General features: G+C 63.6%; 16 protein-coding genes. 11 read left to right on the top strand and 5 right to left on the bottom strand.

The window, feature by feature from the left end; all coding sequences use genetic code 11:
* Positions 1-90: 90 nt before the first annotated feature.
* Positions 91-843 (top strand): MBL fold metallo-hydrolase, encoded by a 753-nt coding sequence (locus tag OSC37_RS12415; protein WP_267164188.1) that lies wholly within the window; start codon positions 91-93, stop codon positions 841-843.
* Here the strand turns inward: OSC37_RS12415 and OSC37_RS12410 are convergent.
* Complete coding sequence (locus OSC37_RS12410; protein WP_267161757.1) at positions 840-1,496, bottom strand: chemotaxis protein CheC; 657 nt, start codon at positions 1,494-1,496, stop codon at positions 840-842. The genes OSC37_RS12415 and OSC37_RS12410 overlap by 4 nt on opposite strands.
* An 83-nt stretch (positions 1,497-1,579) precedes the next feature.
* Here OSC37_RS12410 and OSC37_RS12405 point away from each other — a divergent pair, with 83 nt between their 5' ends.
* From OSC37_RS12405 to OSC37_RS12385, 5 genes are all read left to right on the top strand, one after another.
* A complete protein-coding gene (locus OSC37_RS12405; RefSeq protein ID WP_267161756.1) occupies positions 1,580-2,011 on the top strand; it encodes a universal stress protein in 432 nt (143 codons plus the stop codon).
* A 49-nt stretch (positions 2,012-2,060) separates the two neighbouring features.
* Positions 2,061-2,990 (top strand): branched-chain amino acid transaminase, encoded by a 930-nt coding sequence (locus tag OSC37_RS12400; protein ID WP_267161755.1) that lies wholly within the window; start codon positions 2,061-2,063, stop codon positions 2,988-2,990.
* Positions 2,991-3,074: 84 nt separating this feature from the next.
* Positions 3,075-3,359, top strand: a complete 285-nt coding sequence (locus OSC37_RS12395; RefSeq protein ID WP_267161754.1) for a hypothetical protein — start codon at positions 3,075-3,077, stop codon at positions 3,357-3,359.
* Positions 3,360-3,405: 46 nt separating this feature from the next.
* On the top strand, positions 3,406-3,648 hold the full coding sequence (locus OSC37_RS12390; protein ID WP_267161753.1) for a ferredoxin: 243 nt from the start codon (positions 3,406-3,408) through the stop codon (positions 3,646-3,648).
* Between the two features lie 139 nt (positions 3,649-3,787).
* A complete protein-coding gene (locus tag OSC37_RS12385) occupies positions 3,788-4,570 on the top strand; it encodes a DUF7089 family protein (protein WP_267161752.1) in 783 nt (260 codons plus the stop codon).
* Between the two features lie 4 nt (positions 4,571-4,574).
* On the opposite strand, the gene OSC37_RS12380 is transcribed toward OSC37_RS12385, so the two are convergent.
* Entirely contained in the window at positions 4,575-5,165 is a 591-nt protein-coding gene (locus OSC37_RS12380) for a class I SAM-dependent methyltransferase (RefSeq protein ID WP_267161751.1), read from the bottom strand.
* A gap of 86 nt (positions 5,166-5,251) precedes the next feature.
* Between OSC37_RS12380 and OSC37_RS12375 the strand changes: the two genes are divergently transcribed.
* The 3 genes from OSC37_RS12375 (at position 5,252) to OSC37_RS12365 (ending at position 7,835) form a co-directional block, all read left to right on the top strand.
* The gene (locus tag OSC37_RS12375) at positions 5,252-5,569 is read left to right on the top strand and encodes a nucleoside triphosphate pyrophosphohydrolase (protein WP_267161750.1); all 318 of its coding nucleotides are present in this window, start codon (positions 5,252-5,254) and stop codon (positions 5,567-5,569) included.
* A 221-nt stretch (positions 5,570-5,790) separates the two neighbouring features.
* Complete coding sequence (locus OSC37_RS12370) at positions 5,791-7,032, top strand: aminoacyl--tRNA ligase-related protein (RefSeq protein ID WP_267161749.1); 1,242 nt, start codon at positions 5,791-5,793, stop codon at positions 7,030-7,032.
* Between the two features lie 38 nt (positions 7,033-7,070).
* Positions 7,071-7,835: an HpcH/HpaI aldolase family protein gene (locus OSC37_RS12365; RefSeq protein ID WP_267161748.1), complete on the top strand. Its 765-nt coding sequence runs from the start codon at positions 7,071-7,073 to the stop codon at positions 7,833-7,835.
* Here the strand turns inward: OSC37_RS12365 and OSC37_RS12360 are convergent.
* Complete coding sequence (locus tag OSC37_RS12360) at positions 7,832-8,959, bottom strand: ORC1-type DNA replication protein (protein ID WP_267161747.1); 1,128 nt, start codon at positions 8,957-8,959, stop codon at positions 7,832-7,834. The genes OSC37_RS12365 and OSC37_RS12360 overlap by 4 nt on opposite strands.
* Positions 8,960-9,055: 96 nt before the next feature.
* Between OSC37_RS12360 and OSC37_RS12355 the strand changes: the two genes are divergently transcribed.
* Complete coding sequence (locus tag OSC37_RS12355; RefSeq protein ID WP_267161746.1) at positions 9,056-9,253, top strand: hypothetical protein; 198 nt, start codon at positions 9,056-9,058, stop codon at positions 9,251-9,253.
* A 10-nt stretch (positions 9,254-9,263) separates the two neighbouring features.
* Here OSC37_RS12355 and OSC37_RS12350 read toward each other — a convergent pair whose 3' ends face one another.
* Entirely contained in the window at positions 9,264-9,926 is a 663-nt protein-coding gene (locus tag OSC37_RS12350) for a helix-turn-helix domain-containing protein (protein ID WP_267161745.1), read from the bottom strand.
* A gap of 91 nt (positions 9,927-10,017) precedes the next feature.
* Between OSC37_RS12350 and OSC37_RS12345 the strand changes: the two genes are divergently transcribed.
* The gene (locus OSC37_RS12345) at positions 10,018-11,109 is read left to right on the top strand and encodes a hypothetical protein (protein WP_267161744.1); all 1,092 of its coding nucleotides are present in this window, start codon (positions 10,018-10,020) and stop codon (positions 11,107-11,109) included.
* Between the two features lie 13 nt (positions 11,110-11,122).
* Here OSC37_RS12345 and OSC37_RS12340 read toward each other — a convergent pair whose 3' ends face one another.
* The gene (locus tag OSC37_RS12340; protein ID WP_267161743.1) at positions 11,123-13,105 is read right to left on the bottom strand and encodes a MutS-related protein; all 1,983 of its coding nucleotides are present in this window, start codon (positions 13,103-13,105) and stop codon (positions 11,123-11,125) included.
* Positions 13,106-13,188 lie beyond the last annotated feature (83 nt).

The following is a 13,188-nucleotide window of genomic DNA, read 5'->3' as shown; positions in this document are numbered from 1 at the left end:
TTTCGACCAGCGGACGAACACTCCGTTCAGACGATATCAGCCGTCTGCCGACGAGATGGACTTTTGAACGAGACGGTCAAAGCACAGGCGATGACAGTAACCCACGGCGACCTCACGGTTGAGTGGTACGGGAACGCGACGGTACGCCTCGAATCCGATGGAACGGTCGTCTACCTCGACCCCGGTCGGTACGGCGTCTTGACCGGTGAGTGGGAGGCCGACAGCGAGGATGCCGCGGCCGCTCACCCTGCCGGGCCAGCACGTCGGCCGGAAGATGCTGACTTCGTCTGTCTCAGCCATGCCCATCACTACGACCCAGACGGAATCGAACGGGTCGCGGCCGACGAGACGACTATTGCGGCCTTCGAAGGCATGGATATCCGCGGAAGCTCTCGGGACTTGCCGCGGCTGGCAGAGCTACCGTACGAGGTGGTGACGTTGGGGACTGAGGACGAGGCCATGCTGGCAGACTTCCCGGTGTGGACCGTGCCAGCGTACAACGAGTCGGACGGTCCGCGGACGCGACGGGACGGAACGCCCTACCACCCGAAGGGACGAGGCTGTGGCTTCCTGCTCTCGCTCGACGGGACACGCGTCTTCTGGCCGGGAGATACGGACGTACTGGACGGTCACGAGCGTCTTGATGTCGATGTCTTTCTGCCGCCAATCGGCGGAGCGCTCACGATGAATCGCGGGGAGGCTGCCGAGCTTGCGGCGGCACTTGAGCCGGACCTCGTCGTGCCGATACACTACAACACCTTCGAGGCCATCGAGGCCGACTCGCAGGCGTTCGTGACAGACGTGGCCAGCAAGGGGATTCCGGTGGCGGTAGACGAGGACTAGAAGGCCCGGTCGCCGTCGTGAGCGGCGGCGACGTTCTCGATTTCGCGGATCTCCTCGACATCAAGTTTGTCGATAAGATTGACGAACGCGCCGGGGTCGGGTACGAGGAAGATACGCAGCTGGAACTCAGTGTCCTCGTCGCGGAGGTCGACCACCGAGTCAAGGACGATAGACAGCGAGTCACTGTGGATGTGCGAGAGGGTCTGGTCGGCGATGACCTCGGCGTCGGAGCGTTCAAGCTCCGGGGTGTGCATGTTGATCGTCGTCCCGAGAGTGTTAGCGATACCGTCGATGAAACCGGAGGTGAGGATGTTACACATCTCCTGGAGGGCACTCTCGTGCATCTGATTGAGGGTGCCGTCCTCGACAGGCTGGCCGGTCATGTGGCCAGCTATCTCGTGGGCCGTACGGTCGCCGAATGTCATCAGAAAGACGCCGTAGGGCGGTTCCGTGAGCCGGATGTTCGCGTGGTAGTGATCTCCCTCACCAATCTCATGGGGGATGTCGCTGGGTTCGACAAACGAGAGGCTCTTGATCTGGATATCGGCCTGGATGTTGGCCATCGTCGACAGCGACCCGGTAACGTTCTTTGCCCCGTGCTGGATGAGTTTCCCGATAATTGTGAGCTTCCGTATATCGATGAGGATTGGCATTGAAGACTACTATCGGAGCAGACAGCAAAGTGTTTTCGCCTCCGTGAGTAATGCTTTTGCCCTGTCGCTCTGGTAGGTGAGGTATGTACGACCACGTGCTGGTGCCGACCGACGGCTCCGACCGAATACTGGAAGCCTTAGAACACGCGAGCAGCCTCGTTCAACAGTACGACGCGGCGCTTCATATCATCTACGTCGTCCAGGCAAGCGGAGTCGTCGAGACGCTCGGCGACGACGAGTTCGAGGAGATGATACAGCGGGTCGAGCGCGCAGGCGAGGAGGCGGTCGAGACAGCTGTTGAGCACGCCAACGACCACGGCATCACCGGTGTCGAGACAGCCATCAGACAGGGAGTCCCAGCGGAGGAGATCGTCGGCTACACTGAAGACAGCGGCGTCGATATGGTCGTCATGGCGACGGCGGGACGGACCGGCGACGAGCGGGATGTCGTCGGCAGCGTCACCGAGCGCGTGGTTCGGTTGTCATCTGTTCCCGTGGTTACTGTCAACTCTTGACGTTGCTGGATGACGAACACTCTTTACCGTCGGGTGAGTTTAAAGAGATATGAGCTTCGAGGAGATGGACGTCGGAACCATCTGGATGGACGGGGAGTTTGTCGACTGGGACGACGCAAACGTGCATGTTCTCACACATGCACTTCACTACGGGACCGGTATCTTCGAAGGCGTTCGGTGTTATGAGACCGAAGACGGGCCAGCGGTCTTCCGCTGGGAGGACCACCTCGAACGGTTCTACGAGTCGGCCAAGCCCTTCGAGATGGAGATACCCCACGACCCGGACGAACTGACCGAGGCCACGCTCGAGTTGATCCGTCGCGAGGAGCTGTCGTCGTGTTATATCCGGCCGGTCGCCTTCTTCGGCTACGAGATGCTCGGCGTGAATCCGAGCGATATGCCAGTCGAGACGGCGATTGCGGCCTGGCCGTGGGGAACCTATCTCGGAGAGGACGCACTGGAACAGGGTGTCGATGTCGGCGTCTCGTCGTGGCGCAAACACGCCTCCAGCCAGATGCCGACCGGCGCGAAGATGACCGGTGCCTACGTCAACAGCGTCCTCGCCTCTATCGAGGCAAAAGCCCACGACTACGTCGAGGCAATTGTCCTCAACAAGGAGGGCAACGTCGCCGAAGGCCCCGGCGAGAACATCTTCCTCGTCCGTGACGGCGAGCTGTACACTCCCGGTCTCGCCGAGAGCATCCTGGGCGGCATCACCCGCGAGTCGCTCATCGAGATCGCCCGCGACGAAGGGTACACCGTCCACGAGGACGCGACAATCTCGCGGGGCGAACTCTACAACGCAGACGAGCTGTTTTTCACCGGCACCGCCGCCGAAGTCACGCCAATCAAGTCGGTCGACAACCGCGCTATCGGGGCAGGCACGCGCGGCCCGGTGACCGCCGACCTCCAGTCGCGGTTTTTCGAAATCGTCGAGACCAAACCCGAGGAGTACGACGACTGGTTCACACTGGTGTAAGCTCCAAAGGGATTTATTGGGTGACTGTTGAGTTACCAACAGAGACCGAGAACAGCCATGTATCTCTCACACCCAGTCAGACGCATGCGTGAGAACCCCGACGAGGGCGAGGAGCTGACCGTCATCGTCCGGGTTGCTGCACAGGGCCCCGACGGCGGCGTCGGCGAAGTGACCGATGAGGCAGTCGAGCAGGTCATCGAAGATATCGAGGATACCGGCGCAACGGTAGAGGACAGCCTCCGGTTCGGGTCGCTCCGCGTGCGGCTCACACAAGACCAGATCGAGGAGGTTTGTAAGGTTTCGGACATTGCCTCGGTAGAGACCAACAACACCATTGGACTCGGCGGCGACGCAGGCGAGGACATCTGACGACACGAGACTGAACCTCTTTACCGCCGGCGGTCCAAGGCCCGATATGCGAGTCGAATTCGACCGCGACACGTGTATCGGGATGTTCCAGTGCGTCGAGGAGTGGGACGCTTTCGAGGCCGACAGAGACGACGGCAAGGCAGACCTCACAGAGAGCGAGGAACGTGAGGAAGGCATCTTCGTCCGAGAGGTCCCCGAGGGCGCTGAGCTGGACGCGAAGTTCGCGGCCCGGGCCTGTCCGGTCGACGCAATCGTGGTCTATGAGGACGGCGAACAGCTCGTCCCCTGAAGAACAAACCTGGAGGTTTTTATCGGTGCTGGCCAAATCGACAGGTATGAACAAGCCAACCAAGATAGTGGTCGGAACAGTCCTGTTGTCAGTGCTCCTCGGTCTCGTGATTGCAGTCAACGTCGGGCTGACAACCTGAATGTTCACCGAACGTACGCTCTCGGAGCCGCTGAAATCGGTCAAAGAACGTCATGCACCCGACGCGCTCGTTCTCGACAGCGCCGAGAACTTCGAGTCACTACTGCCCGCACAGGCTGAGGACCTGCTGCTCGTGACCGACAGCGTCGTGCCGGCGACGTACCCCGACGAGTGGGTCCCGCCGAACTCTCCGGAGGTGCTGGCCCGCTATGCCAGCAGTGATTTCATCGTCGGGATGCCCGGCGACGGAAGTGTGGTCTGGACACACCAGACCGACCCATCAGTGGTCATCTGCAAGCCGCGGCTCGAAGAATCGCCCGATTCCTTCGCCGAGTTTCTCGTCGCCGAAGCACTCGTCGAGGTCGGCCTCGACGCGCCCGAACACTTCCTCGGACTGTTCGAGAGTGACTACCCCCGATTTGCGGCGGCGTGTGCCGACCTGCTCTCGCCGGCCGAGACCTACCAGGTCGCTGTGGCCTGCCACGACGCATACCTCGGCCTCCAGACACGCGATGTGTTTGCCGACTGGGAGGAACCACTGTTCGAAGCCTGGGCCGACGCCAGCGACCGGCTGGAGCCGAGAGTCGACGGGCTTCCCGGAGAGATGGCACGCAACGAAACGAGTTTCGCCGAGGCCGCCGAGTTGGCCTGTAGCGCCGTCAAACACGCCGGCGAACTCCCACCACCGTTCGAGGCGCTAGATGCGTCGGTCTATCTTGACCACGGCTCCGACTACGCCGTTGAGTGGGCCGAGCGAACCGTCGACGCACTCGCCGACGGGTGATGGCTCACGCCGTCACGATAGCAGATACCCACTTTCCCGCTGTCTGAAGCGTCATTGGCTCGAAGCCAGCACCGTTGAGCAGCGACCGGAACTCGTCTGGCTCGTAGTACTCAAAGAATCTGTCGGTGGTGTCGCCGTCGAGGCTCTCGTCGCGTTTGACAGAGAGAAACGCACAGCCACCGGAGCGGAGCACGCGCCGCCAGTCACCGAGAGCTTCCGTCGCCGCCGGGCGTGGGATATGATGGAACGACGCCGAGGCCCAGATGCTGTCGAAGGAACCGTCGTCAAAGGGGAGAGACCGCATATCGCCACGAACGAACGCTGCGTCGGGAACGCGCTCGCGTCCCGCGGAGAGAAACGACTGTGTTATGTCAAACCCAGTCACGCCGTGTCCGGCGGCGCTGAATACTTCGGTGTCCGGCCCTGGTCCACAGCCGATATCGAGCACCTGTGCGAACTCACCTGAGGAGGCCGTGCTAAGCGCGTCAAAAAAGGGGCCGCCGTACAGTTCGGCGACAGACTCGGACGTGTATTTCTCGACGTATGAATCCGAGCTGGACTCGTAAACATCGAGCGTTCGTGAGATTTCGTCCATACCGGCCCCGCCGACCGCCCGCAGCATAACGGTTCTGTCTCGAGGCACCGGACCCTTGATTTGCCGGCCGTGACAACGGCCGGCTGATGGGACGCGAATACGACAAACTGGTCCGGGACAATATCCCCGAGATTATCGAGGCAAACAACGAAACGCCAGTCACACACGTCGCCGAGGGTGAGGAGTACGACCGCCGGCTGCTGGCGAAACTCGACGAGGAGGTCACGGAGTACAAAGAGGAACGCGAGCCAGCAGAGCTGGCAGACGTACTCGAAGTCGTCTACGCCCTCTGTGAGCAACACGAGCGTTCAACCGAGGACATCGAGGAACTCCGAGAGCAGAAAGCCGACGAGCGCGGCCGATTCAGCGAGGGTATCGTCCTCGACCGCGTCGACGAGGAGTGACGTGACAGACGAGCACACACCTTGGCAACGGTTTTTACCTCCGCCCTCGTCGCACCCAGTACGATGTTCGAAATAACGCAGTTTGGCAACCGCGGGTCCGGTGTGGCCCGCGGCTGGGTTCCGCGATAGCAGTACTGTTTTCGATCTGAGCGCCGCGAGACTGTCACACAGCACCCGCTGTCAGCAGCAGACGGGGGACGCTGTTCTGGGAGGTGAGTGTGATGCGGCGTAGCGACGCCGTTCTCTTCACCAGCCGGGAGGAGACAGACCACGAGAACAGGACAGTCCAGTTGATTCACCGGGCCGGAATCGCCCGACAGCTGGGGAGTGGGCTGTACGCGCTCGCACCTGTCGGCCAGCGGGTCAGAGCGAAGGTAATCGCTCGCGTCGAATGCGAGATGGACGCCATCGGCGGCCAGCAGGTGACGCTTCCCTCGCTGAACGGCGACGACATCTGGAGACAGAGCGGTCGGTGGGAGAGCTTCGAGGGCGAGATGCTCACCGTCGAGTCCCGCGACGGGAAATCGCTGTGTCTCGCCCCCTCCCACGAGGAAGGCATCGTCTCGCTGGTCGACGGGGCGGTCCGCTCGTACGACGACCTTCCCCTGTTGCTGTATCAGGTCACCAAGAAGTACCGCGACGACCACGCCCGAAACGGCCTGGTTCGCACGAAGGAATTCACCATGAAAGACGCCTACAGCCTTCATACGAGCCGCGAGTCGCTCGCGGAGTGGTACGACCGGGTGCGCGAGGCGTACGCCCGCATCTTCGAGGAGTTCGACCTGGATTTCGCAGTCACCGCTGCCGAAAACGAGGTGATGGGTGGCTCCGGCTCTGCGGAGTTTCACGCACTCGTCGAAACGGGAAGCGAACGAGTACGCTACTGTCGCGCCGACGGCTGTCGGTTCGGCGTCACCGACGACTCGCCCCGCGGAAGTCTGTCGGCCGGCGATAGCTGTCCCGACTGCGGAAACGACCTGGCCGCCGGCAACGGTATCGAGCTCGGCCACGTGTTCAAGCTCGGAACGCGGTACTCCGAGGCAATGGGACTGACGGTCGACGCTCCCGACGGGACCGAGCAGGCGGTCGTGATGGGCAGTTACGGCATCGGCATCGAGCGACTCGTCCAGGCGCTGGTGGCACAGCACGCAGACGGCGACGGCTGTCGCTGGCCCGACGGTGTCGCTCCTTTCGAGGTAGCCATCGTCCCCCTCTCCTACGAGGGTGACGTGCGCGAGGCGGCCGACCGACTCTACGAGGCATGTGATCCCGACGAAACGCTGCTGTTCGACGACGCCGGCCAACACATCGGCGAGCGGTTCGCCGAGAGCGACCTGCTCGGCGTCCCCTGGAAGGTCGTCCTCGGCAACCACTTCAGCGCGACCGGCGAGGTCGAGCTCGAGAGTCGTGACGGAGAGACGAGATACGTCGCCGTCGACGAGGTTGCCGATATCGTGGGGTGACCGCCACCGCTTTGTGGCGGCCGGTCGACGGGGCGTGTATGCGTGATAGTTCGCTCCGTTCGTCGGCCGAGGAGACCGCACTCGGCAGCTGGCAGGCTGTCCCACACCCGGCGGTGGCCGAGCTCGTCGCCGGACTCGGCTACGATTTCATCGGCATCGACACCGAACACTCGCCGGCGACGACAGAGACGCTGGCGAACCTGCTCCGGGCCGTCGAGGCAGCCGACGGCGAGACAGAGACTCTCGTCCGGGTCGCAGACGACGACCCGACGACGCTCGGGCAGACACTCGATTTAGCCCCCGACGCCGTGCTGGTGCCGATGGTCCACACGGCAGAACAAGCAGAAGCTATCGTCGAGGCCGTCCGTCACCCGCCGGCAGGGAATCGCGGCGTCGGGACCGGACGTGCCTCGACGTACGGTCGCTCGCTTGATACACAGGTCGAAGCCGACGACACGGCCTTCAGGACACACGTCCAGCTCGAATCCGAGCAGGCAGTCGAGAACGCCGGCGAAATCGCTGCCGTCGACGGTATCGACGGCGTCTTCATCGGTCCGATTGACCTCTCTGCGGCGCTTGGCTGTTTCGGTGACTTCGAGGCCGAGCGGTTCACGACCGCTGTCGAGCGTGCAATCGAGGCCGCAACGGACGAAGGGGTCGCTGTCGGCACGTTCGCGGCCGGCGAGCAGTCCCGGGAGCGACGCCTCGCCTGGGATGTCGATTACATCGTCGCGGGGATGGACCTCGCACACCTCGGTGACGGTGCGGCGGCCGCACTCGACCACGCCGAAAGGCTGCGCTAGAGGCGGTCGAGGACTGCATCGGCGTCGTAGTTGAGCGAGAGTTCCCGCGAGCGCCCGCGGCCGTCGACGTCGGTGTAGGTGGCGTCGATGACGCCAAGCTGGTCGAGCTTGTTGATAATCTCTGAGTAGCGCGTGTATCCCAGGTCGGTCTGGTCGTGGAAGGCTTCGTAGATGTCGCCGGCCTGTTCGCCGTCGTGTTCGGCGATGACTGCGAGCAGGTCGGCCTCCGAGTCCGAGAGTTCGCCGAGCCGTCGCGAGAGGTGGACGTATTTCGATTTCTCGTAGGACTCCTCGACATCCTGGACCTCAACGGCCCGGCTCGCACGCATCTCAGCGTTGAGCCCCGCCCGCCGGAGCAGGTCGATGCCGACCCGGAGGTCGCCGCCCTGCTCAGCAGTGAGTTCGGCGACGCGGTCCATCACCTGGGCCCCGACCGCGCCCTCGTGGAAGCCGCGGTCGGCCCGCTCCTGGAGAATTTCGACGAGCTCTGGCTCGTCGTAGGGCGGGAAGTAGATATCTTCTGGCCGGAAGACACTCTGGACGCGGCCGTCGAGTTCGGCCATCATATCCAGGTCGAGGTCCGAGGAGATGACAATGACGCCGATGCGCGCCCCGCCCTGCTCCTCGTGGGCGCGCAACAGCGAGTACAGCGTATCCGAGGCCTCTGATTCGTAAAACAGGTAGTTCACGTCGTCGAGAGCAACGACGAGCACCTCGTCGTCTTCGACGAGCTGGTCGGTCACCTGCGAGAACAGCTTCTTGAACGAGATACCCGAGGAAGGCGGCTCGTAGTCGAAGACGCCCTCGAACAGTTGAGAGAAAATCGCATACCGCGTCGAGTTGACCTGACAGTTCACCCGGATCGGCGTGATGTCGGTCCGTGCCCGCAGTTCGTCGAAGAGGATGTTGACGGCGGTCGTCTTCCCAGTTCCGGGCGGCCCCTGCGCCATCACGTTCAGGGGCCGCGAGCCGCGCACTGCCGGCTTGAGGGCGTATTTCAGGTTCTGCATCTGGCTCTCGCGGTGGAGGAACGTCTCCGGCACGTAGTCGATCTCGAAGACGCGCTCGTCGCGAAAGACGGACTCGTCCCACGAGAGCATGTCCTCCTCGGGCTCATCCGTCATTACTTTCACCGAGCTTTTCGGGCCACTTAATGGTACCGAGGGTGCGAGTCTCGTCTGATACCCAGAAGTTTTTTCCAGGCGAGCGTATGCTCGCTCATGGACCCCGCTCTTCGCCTGCGGCTCGACCTCATCATCGGGCTGCTCGCGTTCATCGCCGTCAGCGCATTCTCCCTGTTGTTGTTGCTCGGTGGGTACGAGGTGTTGTTGTATCTCGGCACGTTCGGCCTGTTGCTCGGGTTGCTCTTGCAGTCGGTCGGCGTCGGCCCCTTCGGCGAACGTGAGCGTCAGCACTGACCCGGGTCGTTCAGAACGGTCCGTCTGCGAGGTTCGTCATAACGGTCTGTTCGGCCCGGCGGAGCAACTCGCCGGCGGTTCCAGTCGAACACTCCAGCCGGGCGGCGACCGCGTCGATACCGGCCTCTCGGGGAACCTCGTAGTAGCCACAGTCGACGGCTGCGGCGACCGCCTCAAGCTGGCGCGAGGTGACTCCCACGCGGCTGTCGACGTGACTCGACGGGAACGCCCCAATCTTGTCCACCTCGGTTTCGTTCGTCTCGCCGACGGTGTCCGCTGCCGCCTGTATCGCCTCAGCTGGGCCGATAAGAGACAGCCCGATTGTCCCGTCGCTGCGGTATTCGATTGGCCGCGCCAGCAACAGCCCGGGCTGAGAGACGGCGTCGATGAGCGCCCTGCCAGGGGTCGTCACCTCGTCGCGGACGTAGAGATAGAAGGAATCGTCGGAACAGGGAGCAATTTCGAAGTCGACAATCGAATCCACCGTCTGTATCGCCGTTCTGTAGGTGTCCGAAGGGCCGTCGACGTGAAAGAGCAGCGCGTGTTCGTCGGGGGCGTACTGGCGGTGATAGAGCTGTCTGGCGACGGTGTACTCCTCGTGGTCGACGACAAAGCGGTGCATGGGGTGGCGGTCCTCGGGCGGGCGGCTGACAGTGAGTTCGAGATACCGCATCGTGGCTTCGTCTCCCGGCTCTGCCGATATAAATCCACCTCACCGATGCGGGGGAAGCCGTAGGCGCGTTCTGGCAGTAGTTGTACCTGCTATGACCGGAACAATCGTTCGAACCGAACGACCAGCAGCCGACGATATCGTCGCCACGGCGCGGGAGGCCGGGGTGGCCGGAGCGGGCGGTGCCGGCTTCCCGACGTACTCGAAGTGGGAGCGGGTCGACGAGGTCGACTGCCTCCTGATGAACCACCAGGAGAGCGAGCCGAACTACTTCATCGACAGTTGGCTCGGCAGCGAGTACGCGGCGAGGTTCGCCTCGCTGTTCGATTCACTCCTCAACGAACTGCTCGACGTCGTCGTCGTCAGCGCAAAGTGGAAGGACAGAGAGGGCCTGCGACGGCTCGAGCGGCTGACAGACGGAACCGTCTATTCCCCTGCCGAACTCCCGCTCGACCCCACCGAAGAGTCCGGCGTCGTCTTCGCGTACACCGACAACACCTACCAGTACGGGATGGAGAGCGTCCTCCTGAACGTCGTTGCCGGAACGGTTATCGGCGACCAGTTGCCGATGGACCACGGCTGGCTCGTCCAGAACACCGAAACGCTGTACAACCTCTCGCGGGCCTGGACCGATAACGCCCCGGTGACCCGAACCTACGTCCACGTCGGCGGCAACGTCCCACGCCACCGGTTTCTCGACGTGCCAGTCGGGACATCAGCGGAGACGCTGCTCGACGCCGCGGGCGTCACCGCCGGCGGCCCAGAGAGCGTTCTCGTCACCGGCGGCCCCGGCTGGTGCTTCCCGGTCGATACCGACCCCAGTGCGTTCGGCGTCCGCAAACACACCAACTGTCTCATGCTCCTCGACCGCGAGACTGTCGACCAACACACCCTCGGTGGCGACCGCATCGACGTCTTAGCGACCCGAGACTGGACCGAGCGGGCCGTCGAGACCGAGCCGAGCGAGCGCATCGAGCCAGAGACCGTCCGCGTGCCACTCGTCACGAACCCGGATATCGGCATCGTCAAGCCGAGCGAACCGACCGTCGCCGTCGGTGAGTGTGTCGACGCCGGCGACCGCATCGCCACGCCGAGCGCGACGGGTGTGAGTATCCCACAACACGCCACCATCGACGGCCGAGTCACCGCTGTCGAGGAGGCGAGCATCAGTATTCGCGCCGAGTGAGGTCGGGAGCTGCTCAGAACTTCTCCAGCAACGACTCGTAGAAGGCAGCATCTTCGTCGGTCTCTTCTTCGGCGAGTTTCTCGACGATGAGTTCCGGTGTCGACCGCGCGAGCTGTCCTTTGACCGGCGAGCGGTCAACCAGTAACTCTCCGTCCTCGATACCTTCGGCCGCGATACCGTCGACAGCAATTTCTGTCGCGGCTGTCTCACGGATTTCACTGGCGAGGTGAGAGACGAAGACAGCGGTCGCGTCCCGGTCGGCAAGGGTTTCGAGGATGCCAGCCATGATGTTGGCGCTCGCGCCGGGTTCGGTGATGCTCTCGAGTTCGTCGACGAGCACGAGCACCCCGTCCTCGCCCACGCTCGTGGTCAGCTCGCCGAACTCCCGGAGCGTCGACTCGAAGGCACCGGCATCGAGCGTGCCCTGTGTCTTGGCGTAGTACTGGAGTTCGGCGACGCGGCCGACACGGGCGTGCTCTGCAGGCACGGGCAACCCCATGTGTGCGAGGACGACCACGAGCGCGACCAGATCGAGTATCGAGGTCTTCCCGCCGCTGTTGACCCCTGAGAGGAGTGTCACCCCCGTGACCTCGTAATCGACGGGTTCGACCTCCTCGAAGGGAACGTCAAGCAGCGGCGACCGGCCGTCCTCGATGGTGAAGCCCTCGCCGCCGAGCTCCGGCATCGTGCAGTCGAAATCAGCCGCAAATCTGGCAATAGCGAGGTCAACGTCCAGTTCGAGCGCACGCTCGACGAGGGTTTCACAGTCCTCGCGCATCCCCGCGAGGTCGGCCGCGAGTTCGTGTTTCTGCTCGGTCGCGCGGCGGTCCCGGGCGGCAGTCAGTTCCGTCCGCAGGCGGTTGATAACACTCTCGTCGTGTTCGACCGGATAGGTCGGCTCGTCGCCGAAGGCGCGACGGGCAATCGACACTGTATCCCGCAGGTCGAGGGTCTCAACGAGGGTCTCGCGGGCGGCCGCGACCGCGGCGTCGTACTCGTCTGCCAGTTCGCGCCCGAGCAGCGAGTCGACACCCGCCCCGCGTTCGACCAGCGAGAGCAGGTCCGTCCCCTCGATTGTCACGTCCCGCTTCTCGATTGCGTCCCGAAGGTGGTCGTTTGCGACCCGTTCGGCCTCGCTGACTGCGGCGTCGATATCGTCGACGGCATCGGTCAGCCGGTCGAGTTCATCGTCGCCGCGTACCTCGCCGTCTGTGCCGAGCCGGGAGAGTGCCGCCTCCAGCGCCGCGAGGTCACAGGGGGCGTCGAGTCCCGCTTCGCGGTGGACTGCGGCGGCGGCCTGGAGTGTGTCCCGGTTCTGTGCGAAGAAGGCGAGCGTGCGCTCTGGCACGACCGTCGAGGGGTCCTCCAATGCGTCCGGCTCGATTCGAATGTCGCCCTCGATATCGGTGCCCGCGAAGGACTCGTCGAGGACGACGACGGTCGCGTACCCGCGGGCAAGCTCCGAGAGCGTCCGAGCGTCCTCGACAAGTTCGACGCTCACTTCGGGAACAGCCTCCCGGGCCTTCGCGTACGTTTCGGCGTCGCTCGTGGCGAGACACCGGTCGCGGATGCGGAGGTCGGTCGGCTCCGACAGCGGCTCGACGCCGGCGAGTGCGTCGCGGACCGCCGACGACGGGTCACGTTCCATCGCGGCCCGGGTTCGCTCTCGCACATCCTCGATGCGAGCACGGGCGGCGCTGGGATACAGGGTTTCGAGTCGCTGTCGACCGTAGTCGGTGACAGTTCGCTCCTGGATGAGTGAGAGAGCATCCTGATAGATGTCACGTGCGGGCGGTGTGGCGGTGATGTTGCCCGCGTCGTCGTAGTTCGCTCGGATTGCGCCGCGGGCGATGCGCGCCGCACGGCCCGGGCTAATGTCGGGGGCACGGGCGAGCGCGGCCACGTCGCCCCGTTCGAGCGCGCCTTCAGGGTCATCGAGGTCCTGCAACGCGTCGGCGGTCTTCGTGCCGACGCCGGGTATCGACGTGAGTTCCATCTACTTTCTCCATGCGAGCCGGCGCTTAAAAATGTGAGTCAGGGGCGTCGGCAGAACACCCAAATAGTTCGATACCCTACGTT

The organism is Halovenus salina (assembly GCF_026410925.1).
Lineage (GTDB): Archaea > Halobacteriota > Halobacteria > Halobacteriales > Haloarculaceae > Halovenus > Halovenus salina.
Note: the sequence above shows the minus strand (reverse complement) of the source record. Positions and strands in the feature narration are given on the sequence as shown.